Below are 21,739 nucleotides of genomic sequence, written 5' to 3' on the forward strand. Positions count from 1 at the left end.
CTGATCTGGATTGGAAAAATCATGAAGATAAATATGCCGTTCAGTAATGACAAATATCGATACTCATCCGGGTATCTGCTCTTTTTCTTTGCCGCCTGGTCGTTGTGGTGGTCTTTTTATGCGATATGGCTAAAAAATAAACTTGGCCTGTCCGGAACGGAGCTGGGAATGCTGTATGCCGTAAACCAGTTCTTTAGCATGCTGTTTATGCTGGTCTACGGTTTTCTGCAGGATAAGCTCGGCACCCGTAAACACCTTATCTGGCTGATGGGGATAGTCATCACGCTCAGCGGCCCGTTCCTGATTTATGTTTACGAACCGCTGCTGACCTCCAACTTCAAGCTTGGTATGGCGCTGGGAGCTATTTTCTTTGGCCTTGGCTACCTCGCGGGTTGTGGTCTGGTTGAAAGCTTCGTCGAAAAAGTGAGCCGCAAATTCAACTTTGAATTTGGCACCGCCCGCTTGTGGGGATCGCTTGGCTACGCCGCAGGGACTTTTGTTGGCGGTATCTTCTTCAGCATCAACCCACACATTAACTTCTGGTGCGTATCGGTAATGGGGGTGTTATTCCTGTTGATTAACGTGTTGTTCAAAACCAACTCACCCGCCCCATCTTCTGTAAAAACGCGCTCTCCTGAACCTGACGCGCTGACCCGAAATGATTTTCTCACTATCTTCAAAAATACGCAGTTCTGGTTTTTCGTTATCTTTGTCGTCGGCACCTGGTCGTTCTATAGCATCTACGATCAGCAGATGTTCCCTGTGTTTTACGCCAGCTTATTTGACGATCCCGAACTGGCACCACGCGTATACGGCTACCTCAACTCGGTACAGGTCTTTATGGAAGCCGTCGGTATGGCGCTGGTTCCATTCCTGATTAACCGCATCGGGCCTAAATCCGCATTGCTGCTGGGTGGCACAATCATGACCTGTCGAATCCTGGGTTCAGCACTGTTCACCGATATCTATATTATCTCCTTGATTAAAATGCTTCATGCGCTGGAAGTCCCACTGTTTGTTATTTCAGTGTTTAAATTCAGCGTAGCGAATTTTGACAAACGCCTGTCATCAACGATATATCTCATTGGCTTCAATATCGCCAGTTCCATTGGCATTATCGTGCTGTCACTGCCTGTCGGTAAGTTGTTTGATAAAGTGGGCTATCAGGAAATCTTCCTGATTATGGCCAGCATTGTGGTAATAACGCTAATATTTGGCTATTTCTCGTTGAGCAAAAAGCATCATCAGCAGAAGATGGGAAATGAACTGGTGACAGAGTAGCGAAGTTTAAAATATATCGGACAGGGCCATTGGCCCTGTCGTATCCCCCAACAGTAAGTACGAACTGTCGATTTACTCAGGCATGTTCCAGCCAGTTGCGGAATATTTTCGCTCGCAGTATTCCCTGAAAATCAATCAGCCCAGAACAACCAAGCTTCTTGATCAGATTCTGCCTAGCCTGGTAAATCGTTTTTAAATGTAGATTTAACAAAGCGGATATCTCAAAAATAGTTCGCCCCTCCCCTAACTGCGTTAAAATATATTTATCTCGCGCAGTCAGAGAAATATTTAGTTCCGACTGATTGTCGTGTATACCGCCAGAACGAGTAATATCAATAATAAATTTTTTGAATGTGGCAACGCTAACATCTATTGGCAGTCTGTAAAGTGATAAATCATTGAGATATCTGTACAGATGACCATCAATCAGCAGTACCAGACGATGCGTTTTCAGATCGTAATTTTGCCTTTTTACCGCCTCAAAGTGATTGGCGGTGAAAAAAACCAGATGCGTCTTATCATCTTCGAAAACAATATCTGCAAGAATATTCTTTAGCCCTTGCCTGATAAAAATATCATCAATCCATAACTCTGCGTTTCCAGTGTGTTCCTGAACGATGTTCATCATTATGGCCTCAATGAAAAATCACAATTGTTCTAGAAAGGGTGCTATGTATAGTCTTAATCAAAAAAATGCTCAGCATGAGTGCTTTCAGCATATAACAAAGGTACTGTACATATTATATTAATATGAAGACTTTTTAGACGTCGTCAGCTGTGTAGCGCAGCACTATTTCCAGGGTTTTTCTGATAACATCTGCCTGGACAACGTCAACTGTTGATTCCAGAGAACTAATCAGGCTTAAAATGATGTTTTTATTATTAACATTATCACCTGCCAGAATTACATTGGTTACCGCCTGACCCAATACCACAGACTCATCTGCTAATAGCTCACCTGCATTATGGAAGTAACTTGATAAAGCTTTATCCGTCATTACACTGTGGACATTAATTTCATGAAGCATGGTAACCTCGCTTGTATAGTCTGGAAGATTATCTTTAATGTAATTTAGGGTTTTTGCTGGCACTGAAAGCACTCTCATCTCTGGTTTTATCCGGTTTTCTACTTATCTTCCCCGGATTAATGTTTGTAAAATCATTGATAACGCTGTCAATTAATTGCTTGCGTGTGCCATCTATTTCACTGGCCTGCATAAGTCGCAATTGCTTAATCACTGCAGCTAACGAAACGTCTGTATGCATTCGCAAAATTTCTAGCACAGCCAAACCTGTAATTTCATGTTTCAGGCGTTCACTATCAGTTTTCTTCATAACTCCTTCACTACTTACCCCTATAAGTAAGGGGTTTATTTTATTCAAAAAGCAGGCCAATTAACGCATTGTAATGTTTCTGTTCTTTCTCCCCGGATGCTTTTTCAAGACGACACAGAAGCTTGGTGCAAAGTGATTTGCGGTTCAGATTTCGTCCATCCTTGAGTATCTCAGTGACGATTTCTCCCAATGTTTCCTGTTGAGTTGGCAGATGCGCCTTCGCAAAGTAACGAGAAATCGCGCTTGCAGTATCAGTGCGAACGGTATGCTGCTGCATGTCATGCTCCTGTAACAAAATGCTGGTGAATATTAAGTTTTATAACAGTAGCAAAGTTGTACCAAAAATGTGTACAACACGAACCATCAATTTTTATCAAAAAGTGCTAAATAAATACAATCAGAAAGTTAGATGAATACCAAACTACATAAAATCAAATTCAGTTGTACAATCCACTTCGTTTAACGAATGAATTCGATCTGTTTGAGGGTCTTTGTTTGTAAAAATAAAGTTAGAATAATGTATTAAAATCAGGACATAAGCTGGTTTGTTTGATACTGTCCATATCTCTTCCCTTCCCTTGATCCCGGATTGTCCATGCTCACGACCATTATTTACCGTAGCCATCTACGTGATGACGCCCCCCTCAGAGCGCTTGAGGATATGGTGACAGCCGCAAATCTAAAAAACCGGCGATCCGATGTTACGGGGATTTTACTCTTTAATGGCCGCCACTTTTTCCAACTGCTTGAAGGACCTGAGGAGCAGGTAAAAGAGATTTATCGTTGTATATGTAACGATCCACGGCACCACAATATCGTTGAGCTGATGTGCGATTACGCGCCTGCGAGAAGATTCGGAAAGGTGGGAATGGAGTTATTTGATTTACAAAAACATGAACGCAATGACGTCCTGCAAGCGGTACTTAACAAGGGAACATCAAAATTTCAGCTCACCTATGATGACCGGGCATTACAGTTTTTCCGCACATTTGTCCTTGCGACGGAAAAATCGAGTTATTTTGAAATACCTGCGCCTGATTACTGGAGTTTTATTGCCGACAACTCTTGTACTCTCCTGGATGAAAGCACACTCCCGTCCAATATCGATTTCAGCTTTGCTTTTCAACCCATTATCGATCCTATGTCGCAGCGCGTCATTGCTCTGGAAGCACTTATTCGTGGTAGAGACGGTGAAACGCCCGCAACTTATTTTGGCAACTTAAATCCTGAAGAACTGTATACCGCGGATCTGCAGAGCAAAAAGACTGCTTTTGCAATGGCAAGCGCGCTGGGACTTAACGACAAAATGCTGTCAGTCAATCTGCTCCCCATGACCCTGGTAAACAAACCCGATGCAGTCAGCTTTCTGATAAACGAAATCGCGGCGCACGGACTGGTGCCTGAACAAATCATTGTAGAGTTTACCGAAAGCGAAGTTATATCGCGCTTTGATACGTTCGCGCAGGCAGTAAAGTCACTCAAGGCTGCGGGGATCTGTGTGGCGATAGATCATTTTGGGGCAGGTTTTGCCGGGCTTCAGCTTCTGTCTCGTTTTCAACCCGACCGAATTAAGATAAGCCGCGAGCTGATCACGGATGTGCATAAAAGTGGACCAAGACAGGCCATCATTCAGGCAATTATCAAATGTTGCACTTCACTGGAAATCATGATTTCCGCAGTCGGCGTTGAAAAACCTGAAGAGTGGATGTGGCTTGAGTCCGCAGGTATTGAAATCTTCCAGGGTAACCTTTTTGCACAAGCCTGCCTGAATGGTATTCCGTCTGTTGCATGGCCAGAGAAAAATGATTTCTCAGCGTCAAAATAACTAACGCATTGTTATAAATAAACAATCACCACAACCGCCCTCATGCTGAACATAAAAATTCAGCATTTAATCCCTGCGTGATAGTAAAGTAAATCTTAATTTTGCTAGAATCCTCTGTATGTTTTGTACAATTTGATGCATGTTGTACAAAGTAACAGGAACCGCATATCGGTGACGGAGAATCAGGGGTGCCCGGGGGAACTATGGCTTATTACAGCATTGGGGATGTCGCAGAACGTTGCGGGATAAATCCTGTCACCCTTCGGGCATGGCAACGACGTTACGGTTTACTCAAACCTCAACGCAGTGAAGGCGGCCACCGACTCTTTGATGAAGAAGATATTCAGCGTATTGAAGAAATAAAACGTTGGATTAGCAATGGCATACCTGTTGGGAAAGTTAAGGCATTGCTGGAAACCAGTACCCGTCAAGCTGACGACGACTGGAATCAATTACAAGAAGAGATGATGAGCATTCTTCGCATGGCGCATCCACCGAAGCTGCGAGCTAAAATTACCGCACTCGGTCGCGTTCACCCCGTAGATGCGCTGATCGATCACGTTTATCTTCCCGTACGTCAACGGCTGATACTTGACCATAATACATCCCACATAATGAACAGCATGCTTGATGGCGCATTGATTGAATATGTTGCCACACTGCTGTCTGAAACGCGGCGCAAGTCAGGAAAGGATGCCCTCCTGATGGCCTGGGATGTTGAAGACAGAACCCGTCTGTGGCTCGAAGCCTGGCGCTTATCGCAATCTGGTTGGCATATTGCCGTTCTGGCTGAACCCATTGAATCGCCAAGACCTGAACTTTTCCCTGGGCAAACCCTTTTTGTCTGGACAGGTATTACGCCAACCCGCAGACAAAATGAACTGCTCCAACACTGGAATGAACAAGGTTATAAGGTCATTTTCCACAGCCCGTAACCTACACGTAATACGTGTAAGATAAATCATACAACTCTCATTTTTTGGGTGGTTATTTTGAGTACCATCCAAGGAATATGTTGCCCTCGATCCTCCTGACTTAACCCCGGCCATAGCATAAAAACAAAACAATATACTAACCCATTGGTATTATTTTTTTGCAGACGACATCACCTTTTTCCTAAGTAAAATTTATTAGAACAACTGGCGTACGTCTAATACTTATTCTAGGGTTAAATTATGTCTTCTTGTGCCACATTATTGTTTTTCTAAAGTAATAAATGTGGTTATTTGAAAAAGGTAAAGGATATGGCTCTAGTCTTAGACAAACGCTTAATTCTTTGTTGCTGCGCCTTTTCCATTATTTCTGTGGCAAATGCAGCAACCGTTAACGGAACATTTCAGGTGCTGATGACGATTCAAAAGGCCTGTACCGTGACTGCCGGTTCGGCTTCAAATATTACACTTGGTCCGGTGAATACCACGGCGACAAATACCAGTGCAAGCAACACTATTTCAATTAATTGCTCAAAAACCACGCCCTATTTTATCGGCCTGGCACCGTCGGCTGCCAATGGAGGGACGACAACGGGTTCTGGCGCCATGTCCTCCGTAGCTAACGCTGCCACCAATACCGATAAAGTGCCCTATCAGCTAAATCGTACGTCAGCAACAGGTCCGGTGTGGGGGAATACCGCCACCGACACCGCACCTGGAAATGGGGTAGCGGCGACGGGTACAGGTCTGGCGCAAACGTATACTGTTTATGCCACCGCACCGAGCGCCAACTTCACTCCTGACGACTATGCCGACACAGTAACGGTTAACGTTAACTACTAACTTCAGGAAGCCATATGAGAGTAAAACTGCCTGTAAAGCAGTGTGCCTGCGCATGCCTGCCAGGGATAGTTGCGAGCATCAACCTTGCCACCGCCAGTGGGCTGCAAATAGCCCCGGTCACGTTAACGTTGCAAGCGACGCAAAATGCCGATGGTATCTGGCTGAGTAACGCGGGTGAAAATGTGCTCAATGCCCAGGTTCGGGTTTTTCGCTGGAACCAAAGCGCTTATGACGACAAACTTTCCCCCTCTCAGGGGCTGGTGATTAGCCCGCCGATGTTGGCATTAGCCCCTGGAGAACGTCAGTTGATTCGTGTTATTCGCACAAACCCTCCCTCGGCACATGCCGAAGACGCTTATCGTTTATCGATAGATGAGTTACCGCCTGCAAAAGTAGAAAAAAACAAGCTTCAGTTTGTGCTGCATTATTCTGTTCCCGTTTTCATTCAACCAACATCAGCGGCACAAACGCAGGCAAAACTGCAATGGAAATTACAGCAACTGGATGGCAAAAAATTTATTGAAGTCAGTAATCAGGGAAATGGGCATGCACAGTTATCTGCTGCAACATTTATAAGCCCTGACGGTACTAAAAAAGTCATTACACCCGGACTATTAGGCTACGTTTTACCCGGATCAACAATGCGCTGGATAGTCTCCCCGTCAGCCAGGAATAATCATTACGGCGGGAAAGTTGAAGTCACAATCAATGGCCAAAAAACAGTACAAAATCTGTAACAGATCCTGGCTTCTGGTGAAATATTGCTTTCTCAATGGAGTATTAATATCGGGAATGGTTTGCGCACAAACGCTGAATAATAACCAGAACGAAAATGGTGTTATTAATAGCACCTCACAGATTACGGGAGTCGATTTGTATCTCGACGTCACCTTAAATGGGAATCCCGTTGGGCTGGTACATTTTGGCTACGATAATGGAAAGCTTTATGCAGGAGCAGATACTCTGCGTAAAATGGGCTTTCGCTTTGCTCCAGACGCCACTAACGCCGTCTGCCTGAACGATATCCCCCAGCTAACTATTGACTACAACGTTCAGTTGCAAACGCTCTCGCTTACTGCGCCACTCAGTTCACTCGATCTTGCGACCATGCAGCTTAACTCGCCCACCGAAACCGTGCCAACGGCAACAACATCACGCGGGGCGCTGCTCAATTATGATATCTATACGCAACAGGGGGATGAAAGCGCAATCAATACCTTCAGCGAAATTCGCGCCTTCAATGCGGCTGGCGTGCTCAGCACCACCCAGTTGACGCAGTACTCTACCGAGGAATATGCCGATAACAGCGTTGAGCGCCTTGATACCAGCTGGCGTACGTCATTTCCTGATTCGATGTTGGCGTTAACCGTTGGCGATACCCTGACTAGTTCACTCATCTGGTCCCGACCGACGCGAATCGGCGGCATTCAGATAGGCACCGATTTTGGGTTACAGCCCTATATGCCAACCACCCCGCTTCCAGCATATCTGGGATCCGCGACGTTACCGTCAAACATTGAGCTGTACGTCGACGGCGTCAGGTACTACAACGGAGAAGTCCCCGCAGGTAGCTTTCAGATCAACACAATGCCTAACATCAGCGGCGCGGGAACGGGTCAGGTGATGATGACAGATGCGTTGGGCAGAACGAGCGTACAAAATTTCTCGTTCTACAACGATCAGCAACTCCTGCGGGAAGGATTAACCGCCTGGTCGGCAGAATTAGGCACGGTACGCGAAAATTATGGTTACTCCTCTTTTGATTATGCCAGCGCACCGGTATTGAGCGCTACGTGGCGTCGCGGGTTTAGCAATACGTTCACCGCCGGGACTCACGCGGAAACCAGCGATGGACTGATTAACGCGGGCTTCAGTAACGACTGGATCCCAGGAACCCGCAGCGGCACGTTTTCGACCTCACTTGCCGCAAGTACCGACTCAGGAAAGAACGGGTTTTTGTACAGTTTTGGTTACCGTTGGTCCGGCGAACGGTTTAATTTCAGTACCAGTACCACGGCAACTTCCGGCGATTATCGCGATGTCGCCACCCATTACGGTGAGCCGCCCCCCACGCTTAACAGCAACACGGTTATTGGTTATTCGCTGGAAGCAGCTGGAAATGTCAGCCTGAGCTATTTGCAGTTTCGATATCCACACGAAAATGCGGTGCGCTACGCCAATGCCAGCTGGTTTAAATCTCTCACCGACAACATCTCACTGAATGCCGGATTCAACCAGAACATTGACGACAACCGCGATCGTAGCCTCTATCTGATGGTAACCATCACGACCGACAACAATCTGAGCGCCAGCAGCACCCTACAACGTACCAACGACGAAACCGGTTACCAGCTCAACGCTAGCCGGACGCCCCCTGCCGACGGCGGCTGGGGCTGGAATCTGGCTGCCAGTCAGCAGGCTTCCCGGCAAAGTGGCCAGGGCGAAGTGGGATATCTGGGACGTTATGGTAAAGCGTACGCGGGATTCAGCCGTTTACCGGATAACCATTACGGTTATGCAGGCGCAACCGGATCGCTGGTGACCATGGGAGGCGGCCTGTTTGCAGCAAGAGAAATCAATAATGGTTTTGCCGTCGTCTCAACTGACGGCGTGCCTGATGTTCCAGTCAAATTGCAAAATAACCTGATTGGCCGCAGCGATGACCAGGGACTACTGTTGGTCACCCCGTTGAACAGTTATCAAAAAAACCTGATCAGTATTGACCCGATGGATCTCCCTGCCAATATGCGGATCGCACGCGTTGAGACGAATGCCACGCCAGCCGATCGTTCCGGTACTTTGGTTAGCTTTGGCATCACCCCCGTCCGCGCTGCGCAGATTATCCTCGTCGACAATCAGGGTAAGCTAATTCCTGAAGGCAGCATGGCTTACGCCATCAACGGAAAAGGACAATCGTCTGTCGTTGGCTTTGATGGAATGACATGGTTCGACACCCTGGAGCAGCACAACACGCTGCGCGTTGATACGGACATCGGTAGTTGTCGCGTGCAATTTGACTATCCCGCGTCAGCAAAGGGGATTGTGCAAATAGGTCCACTGGTTTGTCGCCCACACTAACAGGAGTGCGCTCATGAGGTTAAGACATCTGCTACTCATCGCTGCCGTACTTTTTTGTCCGGCAATTAGCCATGCGGTAACCTGTTCGGTGAGCAATGTGCAAGCCATAAATTTAGGTTCGGTCAATCCACTGTCTGCGACAGGCGCAACGTCATCAATGACGTTCAGTTACACTTGCACCAAAGAGCTTGGTGACGTGCTGGCAGGGATCAATCTCTGTTTTAATATTGGCGCCTCGGCCGTCAGTGGCCAGGTGACACCGCGAAATATGTCGTTAAGCGGAAACCCCGCCAGAACGCTGGCATACCAGCTTTACCAGGATAGCGGGCGCACCAAAGTCTGGGGCAGCCAGTATCAGTCGGGAACCACTTTTCCCATGGTACAGCTTAACCTGCTGAATTTGACGCCAGTGACAGGTTCACTCACGGTATCGGCGCAGATCGTCACGCCACAAACTTCAGCCGTCCCCGGAAACTATCAGGATAACTATACGACGGCAACAGCCCTTGTCACCCTCAATCCCGGATTACTTTTCCCGCCGACCACCTGTGGTGATACCGTTGCCGCCAGGTTTCCTTTCACCGTCACAGCTGCTGTCAGCAAACAGTGTAATATCACCTCCGCGACTAACATCAGCTTTGCTCCCACCAGCGGAACGGGTCGTAATCTCACGGCGTCAAATAACGTAGGCGTAGCCTGTTCCAATAACACGCCTTATACCATCGGACTTCAACCCTCCAACGGCAATACGGCAGGCAGCGGCGTGATGGCAGGCACGGGGTCAAATACGGATAAAGTCCCCTACCAGCTTAGTTCGACACCAGGTCCTTCCGGTATGGTGTGGGGCAATACATCGCTCAATACCGTTGCTGGCAGCGGCACGGGGACAACGACTACCTACCCGGTTTACGCCACCGTTCCCAGCGCGAACTACACGCCAGACAACTATGCCGATACTGTCACCATCGCCGTGACCTACTGACGCCCAGCTTAACAGCAATAAATCAAACACATTTTATTATCATATTGTTTACTTTTAGAGGTGCGTCATAAATCTGACAAATTGCGATTTTTACAAGTTATGCATATTAAACTAAATAAACTGCAAAACAACTGCGATGACAGCAAGAATAAAGAATAACTATTCACCACCAAGCCAAAACCCACACTACTCATACCGATAATCCGTGTTAGCCAGGCAGGCTGTTCTATGAAAAAAATGTTAAATTTAGGTTTATATGGTGAGATTCACTGTATACCACGGCCAAATTAAGAACATATTACTTTTATAACTAAGGTTTATCATGGATAAGTTATCTTACGCTTCAGATAGCAGCACATCTGCCTGGAATACCTACCTGCAACAAATCGAGCGTGTGGCCCCTTACCTGGGCGAACTTTCCCATTGGGTGGACACCCTGCGCCACCCAAAACGCGCGCTGATTGTCGATATCCCGGTGCAGATGGATGACGGCACTATCCGTCATTTTGAAGGGTATCGCGTGCAACATAACCTTTCCCGCGGTCCGGGCAAAGGCGGTGTACGTTATCATCCTGATGTTGATCTTAATGAAGTGATGGCCCTGTCTGCATGGATGACCATCAAATGCGCAGCGTTGAATCTGCCGTACGGCGGAGCCAAAGGCGGTGTGCGCGTCGATCCGTTCTCACTTTCTGAAGGTGAACTGGAGCGTTTAACCCGCCGTTATACCAGCGAAATCGGCATTATCATTGGGCCGCAGAAAGACATTCCTGCGCCGGATGTAGGTACTAACGGAAAAGTCATGGCCTGGATGATGGATACCTACTCCATGAACCACGGCACCACCGTGACCAGTGTGGTCACCGGTAAACCTATTCACCTTGGCGGCTCGTTAGGCCGTGATAAAGCCACCGGTCGCGGCGTTTTCGTCAGCGGTCTGGAAGTAGCGCGTCGTGCGAACATTGAAGTTGAAGGCGCTCGCGTGGCGGTACAAGGTTTCGGTAACGTCGGCAGCGAAGCCGCCCGCCTGTTCGCCGCAGCGGGTGCGCGTGTCGTCGCTATTCAGGATCACACCGCAACGCTGTTTAACTCCACGGGTATCGACATGACCGCGCTGTCTGCCTGGCAGTTAGAGCACAAACAGATTGCCGGTTTCCCTGGCGCTGAAACCATCGCCAGCGAAGCCTTCTGGAGCGTGGAGATGGATATCCTGATCCCTGCCGCGCTGGAAGGACAGATTACCCGTCAGCGTGCAGAAATGCTGACCTGCAAACTGGTACTTGAGGGCGCTAACGGCCCGACTTACCCGGATGCCGATGATATGCTGGCAAGCCGCGGTATCATCGTGGTACCTGACGTCGTATGTAATGCAGGCGGCGTAACCGTCAGCTACTTCGAATGGGTCCAGGACATGGCAAGCTTCTTCTGGAGTGAAGAAGAGATCAACAATCGCATGGACAAAATCATGACTGATGCGATGGTGCACGTATGGGAAAAAGCAGCTGAGAAATCCTGCTCCCTGCGTACCGCAGCCTACATTGTTGCCTGCGAACGCATTCTGCTGGCACGTAAAGATCGCGGAATTTATCCGGGCTAATACGACGGCAGATACGCCAACGTTTTTGACCGACGATAAACGCCAGTCGTGAGTTACGCCAATAATGCTGCATTATTTGTGGCATTATTGGCGTGTAGTAGCCTGATTCATCTGCCCCGCTTTCTGCGTTTTACTTACCCAATATCTGCGCATTTTGTTAGCCAATAAACATTAAATTCCATCGCTGCAACCATAATTTGCGTTAAGAACCCATAGCAACGCATTATTGGTTGCAATGTCTACTACCAATATTACGCCCCCCATATATATTGACGAACTGATTAAAAATCCCGAATAATTGTCGAATTATGGCATTCTGGCTGCAGGGAAAGTTGCCTGACACAGTGCGATTAGATCGGGCCGGGAAAACTCAGCGAATAACCACGTGAGAATATAATGGTCGATCATTCATCTGCTTCTGAGCACAACGATTTTACTCGTTGCCTGTCTCTTTTCGACAGCGCATTTCCACAAATCTTATCCCTGCTGGGTATGCCAGCCCCCACGCAACTTTCGCCTGATACGTTTTATTATTCACTTGATAAAGCCCGAGAGAGATTGGGCAACTGGAGCAGTGTAGCGGCCCGGTTTAACTATAATGAGCAGGAAATGGCGAGCTTTCTTGCGGCATTACGCACCTTGAACAAATGGCTCGGCAGAAATACAGATGGCCAGCCTGCCGACAGAAATCTGACCATTGCCGCGTTGCGTTTTTTGTGGCAGCTCGAATATTTGCGAGAAAAACAGCCTCAATTAACTTATTCAACGACGCTGCATAACGAAGGCGAAGAAAAGCAGTTACGTAGTTTGCAGCAGGTACGAGCATTAGAGCTGACCATTCGTAGTTTAATTAATGAAGCGTACAATAACCAACAAGCCCTACTTGAGCACCTAAACAAACTATTTGGTCAGGAACGTGTAAAAAAATGGCTCAACGTTGCCGATCGTGATGACGTATTGAGCGGTACCCTTTTCAGTGAACTCGCCTCACTATTTATTGATAAAGACGAATATCCCATCCACTACTCTCCACTTTATCAATATACCCCTTTGCTCAGCTTTGTTAACGATAAACGTAGAACACTGAATACCTTTCTTGACGATATTCGCGTAATTCGCAACCGTCTGGCGCATCATAAGCGGGTAACCTCCGTCCAAACAACATTGATGAATTACTATTACCAAGAAATTACTGAGCCGGTACAGGAGGCCTTCGACGAAGGCCGGGTAAAAGTTAACCCTGATCGCTTTTTTGATGACAGCAATGCTGAGGTTGCTCACTATTTCGAACAGACAGCCCAAAAAATTGAAGATCTCGGCGGTGACGTTCAGGAAATAAAGGATGATCTGGTGGCTCAGGCTCAGGATATTGGAAAAATCAAAATTGATACGCGCATCATTCGCAATCGAGTAGCCTGGGTGCTGGGCGGTATCGTCGTCATTATTGTTGGCTCAGTACTGACTTTCGGAACCTCAACCAAGACGCTGGTGAATACGGAGTCCATCCGTAGCGATCTCGGGGAAGTGGGTAAAACGGTTGCTGGGGCGAAAAAAGAAACCAGTAACGATCCGCGTAAAGAACTGGCGAATATCGGCATTGCCTGGGATGAAAAAAATCTTCGCGCCGCTATCGATCGCGGTGATACCCAGGTTGTCAATCTGTTTCTTGCCGGAGGCATGCGCTGGAAACTGTATTATGCCGAAGCCGCATTACAGGAAGATCGCCAGGAAACGTTGAATGCCCTATTACAATCAGCGTCGTTGATGGATGAAAAAAACGGCTGCCTCAGAATGGCCGGTAAATTACGTCAGCAAGCGGACCACAATGGCACGCTGACCCCCATACAGATTCGTTATTTAAAAACATTCTGTTCTTCTGCCAAGGATGTTCAGGGTATTAAAGCGGAACTGGACAGAGCGCTTAATTTTGAGAAAGCCCAGAAGAAAGCTTACGATGAAGAAATGGCCAAAAATGAACCTGCAGGTCGCTGTGAGCGCCGTCTGATGGCCGATAATGCGCGTGAGCTACTGGCTGACGCGGCGCAATTTTCACTGCAAAGACCGACCACTTATTCACTCCATGATGTGTTATTGAAAGAACTGAATACGCGTCTGATGTTCGGCACACTCAACGAGGCAGAGTTAAAAAGCCTGGTTAAGAACTACTGCGTAAAACAAGAAAACCATGAACCCAATATTGCGATTGGCGATAACTGGAGTCGCTCACAACGGGTCATTTATAACGTAGTCAAATAATGAGCGATCCAACAACACATTCATCGAAAGAGAATTATATGTTCGCATTCAATAATGCATGGCCGCTGTTTACTTTCGAGTTCAATCCGTCGCAGCGTGATGCACCGGCAGGCAGTCTACTGATCGGATTGGGCGACGGCAATGATACGGAAAGCCAAAAGGGTATCGCGCTCAATAACAAAGGATACCGTGCAGGTCACTACAATTCGGTGAGTGAACTGGTGGCAAATGCCGACGATCGTCAATGGTCTATATGGCGCAGTAAACTCTCAAGTGTCCAGGGAATACAACGAATCGTTATCGAAGATTTCTCTCTGGATACCTGTTTTACGCTGTTGCTGTTTTTGAACCATCTCGATGCCGCTGGTTCGCTGTCGCTATCAACACATCCGTGGCTGGAATACGTCACCGCATGGGAAAGCGGTATTTATCTGGACGGTGATGATACAACTCGTTCTGCCGCTTGCTTGTTATCCGCACTCGCGCATAGCAGCCTGTGCGAGCAATCCATGGATGATACTGTCGTTGTTCGCCACAACATGCTGGCCTGCCTTCGCCTGTTGAGCGATATGATGATAGCCAACCCAGACCCCACCGCAGGCATTATGCCCATGCACACGCAATGTTATGCAAGTGCGGTCGCAAGTCTGGCGTATGAGCAACAGATTTACCAACACGTTATCAAGCGTTCGGTTACCTGCCAACTCCTGCTGGATCTCGGCACAGGCCAGCGGCAAACGGTGGTTGATGCACTGTTTATTACCGAAACGCTCCCCTCTGGTATGTTGAAAATTCTCGCGCGGTGCGATAAAGAACGCAGTTGGACGCACAATGGATTTGGGTTGCTGGCCATTTATCGACCGCGAGAAGTGGGTACGGGAAATGATATCGTTATTTCGCTCAACCCGATTCAGGGGACACGCCTTGATGCCCTGTGGTCCGCTCTGGAACAACGTGAAGATGTGGCCTGGCAAGGACTACGCCCGCACGATACTCCGCGTTTTCTCGAAAGCTATCGCCTGGCCGGAAGCGATAAATTGATCCCAGGCGCACCGAACCAACCCTGGTACGACGATCAAGGCAGAATGACGCTAATTGCGGCACCGAAGCAGCTTGCGCCCGGAGAGCCCGGCTCGAAACTGACCTGGCAAAAAGACGTTTTGCCCGCAATCTGGGAAAATTATTTTACCCGTTATCTTGATAACGCCATTGTGCCAATAGCTTTACCCGAACTTGATTGCCGCACAAAAGGTAAATGCATTCGTGTCTATCAGCATCGCATCCCGGAGGGTGGTGATATTACGATCGTCCCGCTGATGCGAATGATCGATACCCCCACCTTTCATGCCTGGCTGGCAGCACAGAGCGATAGCACGCGCGTCGTTAGGAGTCCTGCGGATCTCCCCCCCACCAGCGAGTACCACTGCCAATGGTACAGCAATATTCTGGTTATCGCTCACCGTCATGGCGTCACAATCTTCTGTCGCGAAGAAGAGGATAAACATCTGGCGATACTGATTAAAGCGGCCATTTCTGTAGCGGATGTAAGCCATGAGTATGAAAATTTTCTGGCGAACTCTGCCCAACAGATTGAACAGTGGCTCAAGGATCTGCTCGAGTCGCAGCAAAAACACAACCGAAAGGGAAAAATTCGTCGTCTATCTGACTGGTCCGAAATGATGCTGGAAACCAAAGCCCAGGCGCTAAAAGCCATGAATAAAGGTGCTTTAGTCGGCAACGATGCCCTACATAACCAGCTGAGTGAAGATCTCTCTCGGCAGTGGGGATTGTCTGAGCAACGTCAGGAGCTCATGACGCAGATAGAGCAATTGGATCAGCTCATGCGCCAGGCTATTAGTCAGCGTCAGGAAAAACGCCAACGTATTTACGGCGCACTGTTTTCTGCTTTAGCACTCGGCGCGGCGGCTAACCATATTTGGGAACCGATTAAAGAGATAAAAACAACAAACCTTTATGAATGGCAACTCATGCTATTCAAAGAGCAGCCAGCCCCGGCAATGGACAAGTTACAGACGATTGCTGCAGATGCCGCGCGATATGAAGTCTATACCCTAGCTATTCTGCTAATTTTTGGTTTTATTGGTTTTATCTTGTTCTGGTTTTTCGATTTTAATGGCAAAGAAGAGTAAGGAATAACGTTTTACTCATGATGCCGTCAGCATAAACTTTGCCGCATCTCTCACTTCCGCTGTTTTATGCACCACCACGTTTCAATATGGAACATTAAAAGATGCCAATGTTCCGTATTGAAACACCAATCACATCAATTTTCTTTTGACTACCCGTGTGCAAAATTACCTTATCGGCAGCGAGCGGTCGCCGTGACGTTGAACCAACCGATACCCTACATCAGATGCCTGCCCGAATTTGGCAGCCATCCAGGACTGTCTGCGGAGCATAAATAATGAAAAAATTGATCAACCGTGTTGAAGACGTATTGAATGAACAACTCGCCGGACTGGCGAAAGCGTATCCTTCCCTGGCACTGCATCGGGATCCGGTATATGTCACCCGCGCAGATGCGCCGGTGATGGGCAAAGTGGCACTGCTTTCCGGTGGCGGCAGCGGACACGAACCTATGCACTGCGGCTACATTGGTCAGGGCATGCTCTCTGGCGCCTGTCCAGGTGAGATTTTTACCTCGCCCACACCCGATAAAATGTTCGAATGCGCCATGCAAATTGACGGTGGCGAAGGCGTGCTGCTGATAATCAAAAATTACACCGGCGACATTCTTAATTTCGAAACCGCCACCGAGTTGCTGCACGAAAGCGGTGTCAAAGTCACCACCATGGTGGTGGATGACGACGTGGCGGTGAAAGACAGTTTGTATACCGCCGGTCGACGTGGCGTGGCGAATACCGTATTGATCGAAAAACTGGTCGGCGCGGCCGCCGAACGCGGTGATTCGCTGGAAGCCTGTGCGGCGTTGGGCCGTAAGCTGAATAACCTGGGCCACTCCATTGGCATAGCCATTGGCGCCTGTACGGTTCCAGCCGCCGGACAACCGTCGTTCACGTTGCAGGATAACGAGATGGAGTTTGGCGTAGGTATCCACGGGGAACCGGGCATTGACCGTCGCCCCTTCACCTCTCTCGATCAGACCGTTGATGAAATGTTCGATACCCTGCTGGAAAACGGTAACTACAGCCGAACACTCCGCCACTGGGACAACGTCCAGGGCGCGTGGCAGGAAGGTAAAGAAAGCAAGCGTGCGTTACAAAGTGGCGATCGCGTTATTGCGCTGGTCAATAATCTCGGTGCGACGCCGTTGTCTGAACTCTTCGGCGTGTATAACCGCCTGGAAAGCCGTTGTCAGGATGCAGGCATCGTCATTGAGCGCAACCTGATCGGCTCTTACTGTACCTCTCTGGATATGACCGGTTTCTCGATCACCCTGTTACAGGTAGATGACGAAACGCTGAGCTTATGGGATGCACCGGTTCACACCCCTGCTCTCAACTGGGGTAAATAAGGAGATTCATGATGTCCCTCAACAGAACGCAAATTGTTAACTGGCTCTATCGCTGCGGTGAAATATTCACCACCGAAAGTGATTTTCTCACCGGACTTGATCGGGAGATCGGCGATGCCGACCACGGTCTGAACATGCATCGTGGTTTCAGCAAAGTCGTTGAAAAGCTGCCGTCCATCGCAGACAAAGACATCGGCTTTATTTTGAAAAACACCGGAATGGTGCTGCTATCAAGCGTCGGCGGGGCCAGTGGACCGCTGTTTGGCACCTTTTTTATTCGAGCCGCCCAAGTGACTCAGGCTCATCAAAGCCTGACGCTTGAAGAGCTGTATCAAATGATGCGTGATGGCGCAGAAGGTGTGATTAGCCGCGGTAAGGCTGAACCTGGCGACAAAACCATGTGCGACGTCTGGTTACCGGTGGTCGAATCTTTACGTCAGTCCTGCGAGCAAAAGTTAAGCGTACAGGCAGCGCTGGAAGCGGCAAGCCAGCAAGCGGAAGCCGCAGCACAAAGCACCATCACCATGCAGGCTCGCAAAGGCCGTGCCAGCTATCTTGGTGAGCGCAGTATTGGGCATCAGGATCCCGGCGCAACGTCGGTCATGTTTATGATGCAAATGCTAGCTCAGGCGTCCAGAGAGTAAGGATAAAGCGATGGTAAACCTGGTTATTGTTTCTCACAGCGCCCAACTGGGCGAAGGCGTCGGGACGCTGGCCCGGCAGATGTTAATGGGCGGTGATTGCAAAATCGCCATTGCCGCAGGCATTGATGATCCTGAGAATCCGATTGGCACCGATCCGATCAAGGTGATGGAAGCCATCGAGTCCGTGGCCGATACGGACCACGTGCTGGTGATGATGGATATCGGTAGTGCATTACTGAGTGCGGAAACCGCGCTGGAACTGCTCGACCCTGGCATTTCCGCCAAAGTGCGTTTGTGCGCAGCACCACTGGTTGAAGGCACACTGGCCGCGACGGTTAGCGCCGCCGCGGGTGCTGATATCGATCGGGTCATCCGTGATGCCATGAACGCCCTCGACGCCAAATGTGAGCAACTGGGTTTACCTTCGCCATCCGCAGCGAAACCCGCATCTGCTGCACTGTCTCCCGATGCAGATGCCCGTTCTGTTGCCATTGTGGTGAAAAACCCTAACGGCATCCACGTTCGACCGGCTTCGCGACTGGTTTCCGCGTTGTCTGGTTTTAACGCCGACATGTGGCTGGAGAAAAACGGCAAATGTGTGGTTCCTGATAGCCTGAATCAGATAGCTCTGCTGCAGGTACGCTGTAATGACACGCTACGCCTGATTGCCAAAGGCGAACAGGCAGAGGATGCGCTGGCCGCATTTAAACAGCTGGCAGCAGAGAATTTTGGTGAATCGCTCGAGTCCGCTAATGCTGATAACAAGGCAACTCAGGCTCCCTCAAAAGTCACGGGGACGGCATTCTGTTACACGCCGTTCTCGCCCGAGGTAAACCCGCAGCCAGTCGCATCACTCCAGGCTGAGCAGCAGCGATTACAGAACGCCATCCAAAGTACGCTGAACGACCTGAGCGAACTCACTGCACTTGCTGAAGAACGATATTCCGCAGATATCGCCGCCATCTTCTCCGGTCACCACACGCTGTTGGACGATCCTGAACTGTTTGAAATGGCCTGCGATGTAATGCGCGAAAAGCAGTGCAGCGCCGCCTGGGCCTGGCATCAGGTGCTGAGCGATCTCAGCCAGCAGTATTTACAGCTCGATGATCCTTATCTGCAGGCGCGATACATTGATATTGAAGATTTGCTGTCTCGTTCACTGCAGCATTTGACGGGGGAGAGCGCGCAAATTCCCGCGTTCTTGCGCCCCACTATCCTGGTCGCTGATGTCATTTATCCGTCTACGGCACTGCAACTCGATCCGAAGGCTATCAAAGGTATCTGCCTGCGGGACGGCAGCGAAGCCTCGCATCCGGCGATTATCGCTCGTGAAATGGGTCTGTGCTGGATGTGTCAGCAAGGCGCGGCTCTCGATAGCATCAAGATGGGCGATACTCTGACCATTGACTGCGTCTCACAGCGGATAACTCGCGTAAACTGATACCGAAGCACCCCCTTTCCAACAAAGGGGGTGCTTCTTCTCTATTCGCGTCGGGAAATGTCTGTTTATTCGCAAAATGGGGAGCTGATCACGCGCAACGGTCATTCCTGAACTAAGGTTTTCTCATGGTAAATGCCGCTACTTCGGCACGCCGCTAAGGAGATTAACCGATGATAACGCCAGCAACTCGCCATCCTGGCCTGCTCTCTGTTGCAATAAAACTGACGCTCGCAAGCACCTTTTTTGCCCTTTCCTCTTTTACCGTCAACGCCGAGGACGCACCAGCCGCTACGCCTGCGCCGCCTGATATTCTGCTTGGCCCCCTGTTTAACGATGTACAAACAGCCAAACTGTTTCCTGACCAGAAAACCTTTGCGGACGCGGTGCCAAACAGCGATCCATTAATGATCCTTGCCGATTACCGGATGCAGAAAAACCAGTCCGGATTCGACTTACGCCATTTTGTGCAAGTAAATTTCACCTTGCCGAAAGACGGCGAGAAATACGTGCCCCCGGCCGGGCAATCATTACGCGAACATATCGATGGCCTGTGGCCGGTACTCACCCGTTCGACAACCAACGCTGAAAAATGGGATTCGCTGCTGCCGCTCCCGGAGCCGTATGTGGTACCTGGCGGGCGTTTTCGCGAAATATATTATTGGGACAGCTATTTCACCATGCTGGGGCTTGCCGAGAGCAATCACTGGGATAAGGTCTCGGACATGGTGGCAAACTTCGCTTACGAGATTGATTCCTGGGGACACATTCCTAACGGTAACCGCACCTACTACCTGAGCCGTTCGCAACCGCCGTTCTTTGCCTTTATGGTTGAACTGCTGGCGCAGCACGACGGAAATGATGCGCTGAAAAAATACCTCCCGCAGATGCTCAAAGAGTACAGCTACTGGATGGAAGGCGTCGAAACACTGCAGCCCGGTCAGCAAAATAAGCGCGTGGTTAAACTGGATGACGGCACCATTTTGAACCGCTACTGGGATGAGCGCGATTCGCCTCGGCCAGAGTCGTGGGTAGAGGATATCGCCACCGCTAAAAGCAACCCAAACCGCCCAGCCACAGAAATCTACCGCGACCTGCGTTCAGCTGCCGCGTCCGGCTGGGATTTTAGTTCCCGCTGGATGGACAATCCTAATCAGCTGGGCACTCTGCGCACCACCAGCATCGTTCCGGTCGATCTCAATGCGTTGATGTACAAAATGGAAAAAATGATCGCCCTCGCCAGCAAGGCTGCTGGTGATGATGCCAAAGCGGCGCAGTACGATGGCTACGCTAATGCCCGACAAAAAGGGATCGAGAAGTACCTGTGGAATGACAAGGAAGGCTGGTATGCCGACTACGATCTGAAAAGCCACAAAGTACGCAACCAGCTCACGGCTGCCGCCCTGTTCCCGCTGTATGTCAATGCAGCGGCAAAAGATCGCGCCAGTAAAGTCGCCACGGCCACCCAGGCACATCTGCTGCAACCGGGCGGCCTTGCTACCACGTCGGTGAAAAGCGGTCAGCAGTGGGATGCCCCCAATGGCTGGGCCCCGCTCCAGTGGGTCGCAGCATCCGGGTTACAGAATTACGGTCAGGATGCTGTCGCCATGGACGTGACCTGGCGATTCCTCACCAATGTTCAACACACCTACGATCGCGAGAAAAAGCTGGTTGAGAAGTATGACGTGAGCACCACTGGAACCGGCGGTGGCGGCGGTGAGTATCCGTTGCAGGATGGTTTCGGCTGGACCAACGGCGTAACGCTGAAAATGCTCGACCTGATTTGCGCCAAAGAAAAGCCCTGTGACAACGTACCCGCGTCGCGACCTACCCCGGCAAGTACAGCGCCAGTCGAGTCTAATAAACAGACTCAACCGACGCCATAACATCATAGCCTGAGCCGTTTTACTTCCTGAATCCGCGCTTCGTCGCGGATTTTTCTTTCTTATATTTCCCCCTTCCAGCTGTCTCTATGGCCTCTAGCCCTTATGGGGTATCCGGGGTTTTCATCCGTGAGAAATTGATTCTGAAC

Annotated in this window: 18 protein-coding genes; 14 read left to right on the forward strand and 4 right to left on the reverse strand. The window is 49.4% G+C overall.

Going from position 1 to position 21,739, the window contains the following annotated elements; all coding sequences use genetic code 11:
• Positions 1-21 precede the first annotated feature (21 nt).
• Positions 22-1,281: an MFS transporter gene (locus OGX86_RS09010; protein ID WP_286639850.1), complete on the forward strand. Its 1,260-nt coding sequence runs from the start codon at positions 22-24 to the stop codon at positions 1,279-1,281.
• A 76-nt stretch (positions 1,282-1,357) separates the two neighbouring features.
• On the opposite strand, the gene OGX86_RS09015 is transcribed toward OGX86_RS09010, so the two are convergent.
• The 4 genes from OGX86_RS09015 to ycgZ all read right to left on the reverse strand — a co-directional run bounded on the left by OGX86_RS09015 (position 1,358) and on the right by ycgZ (position 2,893).
• A complete protein-coding gene (locus tag OGX86_RS09015) occupies positions 1,358-1,909 on the reverse strand; it encodes a LuxR C-terminal-related transcriptional regulator (protein WP_286639851.1) in 552 nt (183 codons plus the stop codon).
• A gap of 133 nt (positions 1,910-2,042) precedes the next feature.
• Entirely contained in the window at positions 2,043-2,309 is a 267-nt protein-coding gene (locus OGX86_RS09020; RefSeq protein WP_008784990.1) for a biofilm development regulator YmgB/AriR family protein, read from the reverse strand.
• A 34-nt stretch (positions 2,310-2,343) separates the two neighbouring features.
• Positions 2,344-2,616 carry a hypothetical protein gene (locus OGX86_RS09025; RefSeq protein WP_008784991.1) on the reverse strand — a complete coding sequence of 91 codons (273 nt, stop codon included), beginning with the start codon at positions 2,614-2,616 and terminating at the stop codon, positions 2,344-2,346.
• 40 nt (positions 2,617-2,656) lie between these two features.
• Entirely contained in the window at positions 2,657-2,893 is a 237-nt protein-coding gene (ycgZ, locus tag OGX86_RS09030) for a regulatory protein YcgZ (RefSeq protein ID WP_003833500.1), read from the reverse strand.
• A 318-nt stretch (positions 2,894-3,211) separates the two neighbouring features.
• Between ycgZ and OGX86_RS09035 the strand changes: the two genes are divergently transcribed.
• The 13 genes from OGX86_RS09035 (at position 3,212) to OGX86_RS09095 (ending at position 21,593) form a co-directional block, all read left to right on the forward strand.
• On the forward strand, positions 3,212-4,441 hold the full coding sequence (locus OGX86_RS09035) for a diguanylate phosphodiesterase (RefSeq protein WP_048224091.1): 1,230 nt from the start codon (positions 3,212-3,214) through the stop codon (positions 4,439-4,441).
• A 203-nt stretch (positions 4,442-4,644) separates the two neighbouring features.
• Positions 4,645-5,376: a MerR family transcriptional regulator gene (locus OGX86_RS09040; protein WP_286639852.1), complete on the forward strand. Its 732-nt coding sequence runs from the start codon at positions 4,645-4,647 to the stop codon at positions 5,374-5,376.
• 309 nt (positions 5,377-5,685) lie between these two features.
• The gene (locus OGX86_RS09045; RefSeq protein ID WP_003833507.1) at positions 5,686-6,216 is read left to right on the forward strand and encodes a Csu type fimbrial protein; all 531 of its coding nucleotides are present in this window, start codon (positions 5,686-5,688) and stop codon (positions 6,214-6,216) included.
• A gap of 14 nt (positions 6,217-6,230) precedes the next feature.
• Positions 6,231-6,953, forward strand: a complete 723-nt coding sequence (locus OGX86_RS09050) for a fimbrial biogenesis chaperone (RefSeq protein ID WP_286639854.1) — start codon at positions 6,231-6,233, stop codon at positions 6,951-6,953.
• 55 nt (positions 6,954-7,008) lie between these two features.
• The gene (locus OGX86_RS09055) at positions 7,009-9,294 is read left to right on the forward strand and encodes a fimbria/pilus outer membrane usher protein (protein WP_286639856.1); all 2,286 of its coding nucleotides are present in this window, start codon (positions 7,009-7,011) and stop codon (positions 9,292-9,294) included.
• Between the two features lie 13 nt (positions 9,295-9,307).
• Complete coding sequence (locus OGX86_RS09060; RefSeq protein WP_048216215.1) at positions 9,308-10,276, forward strand: Csu type fimbrial protein; 969 nt, start codon at positions 9,308-9,310, stop codon at positions 10,274-10,276.
• 322 nt (positions 10,277-10,598) lie between these two features.
• The gene (locus tag OGX86_RS09065; RefSeq protein WP_020996616.1) at positions 10,599-11,873 is read left to right on the forward strand and encodes a Glu/Leu/Phe/Val family dehydrogenase; all 1,275 of its coding nucleotides are present in this window, start codon (positions 10,599-10,601) and stop codon (positions 11,871-11,873) included.
• A 396-nt stretch (positions 11,874-12,269) separates the two neighbouring features.
• Complete coding sequence (locus OGX86_RS09070; RefSeq protein ID WP_133158641.1) at positions 12,270-14,129, forward strand: STY4199 family HEPN domain-containing protein; 1,860 nt, start codon at positions 12,270-12,272, stop codon at positions 14,127-14,129.
• A 38-nt stretch (positions 14,130-14,167) separates the two neighbouring features.
• Positions 14,168-16,279, forward strand: coding sequence for a hypothetical protein (locus OGX86_RS09075; protein WP_286639859.1), 2,112 nt, complete (start codon positions 14,168-14,170; stop codon positions 16,277-16,279).
• A gap of 275 nt (positions 16,280-16,554) precedes the next feature.
• The gene (dhaK, locus tag OGX86_RS09080; protein WP_286639861.1) at positions 16,555-17,625 is read left to right on the forward strand and encodes a dihydroxyacetone kinase subunit DhaK; all 1,071 of its coding nucleotides are present in this window, start codon (positions 16,555-16,557) and stop codon (positions 17,623-17,625) included.
• A gap of 11 nt (positions 17,626-17,636) precedes the next feature.
• Positions 17,637-18,269, forward strand: coding sequence for a dihydroxyacetone kinase subunit DhaL (gene dhaL, locus OGX86_RS09085; RefSeq protein WP_020996617.1), 633 nt, complete (start codon positions 17,637-17,639; stop codon positions 18,267-18,269).
• Between the two features lie 10 nt (positions 18,270-18,279).
• Positions 18,280-19,710: a dihydroxyacetone kinase phosphoryl donor subunit DhaM gene (gene dhaM / locus OGX86_RS09090; RefSeq protein ID WP_286639862.1), complete on the forward strand. Its 1,431-nt coding sequence runs from the start codon at positions 18,280-18,282 to the stop codon at positions 19,708-19,710.
• A 170-nt stretch (positions 19,711-19,880) separates the two neighbouring features.
• A complete protein-coding gene (locus OGX86_RS09095; protein ID WP_286639863.1) occupies positions 19,881-21,593 on the forward strand; it encodes an alpha,alpha-trehalase in 1,713 nt (570 codons plus the stop codon).
• Positions 21,594-21,739: the final 146 nt, after the last annotated feature.

Source organism: Citrobacter sp. Cpo040 (genome assembly GCF_030332915.1).
In the GTDB taxonomy this organism is placed as follows: Bacteria; Pseudomonadota; Gammaproteobacteria; order Enterobacterales; family Enterobacteriaceae; genus Citrobacter; species Citrobacter portucalensis.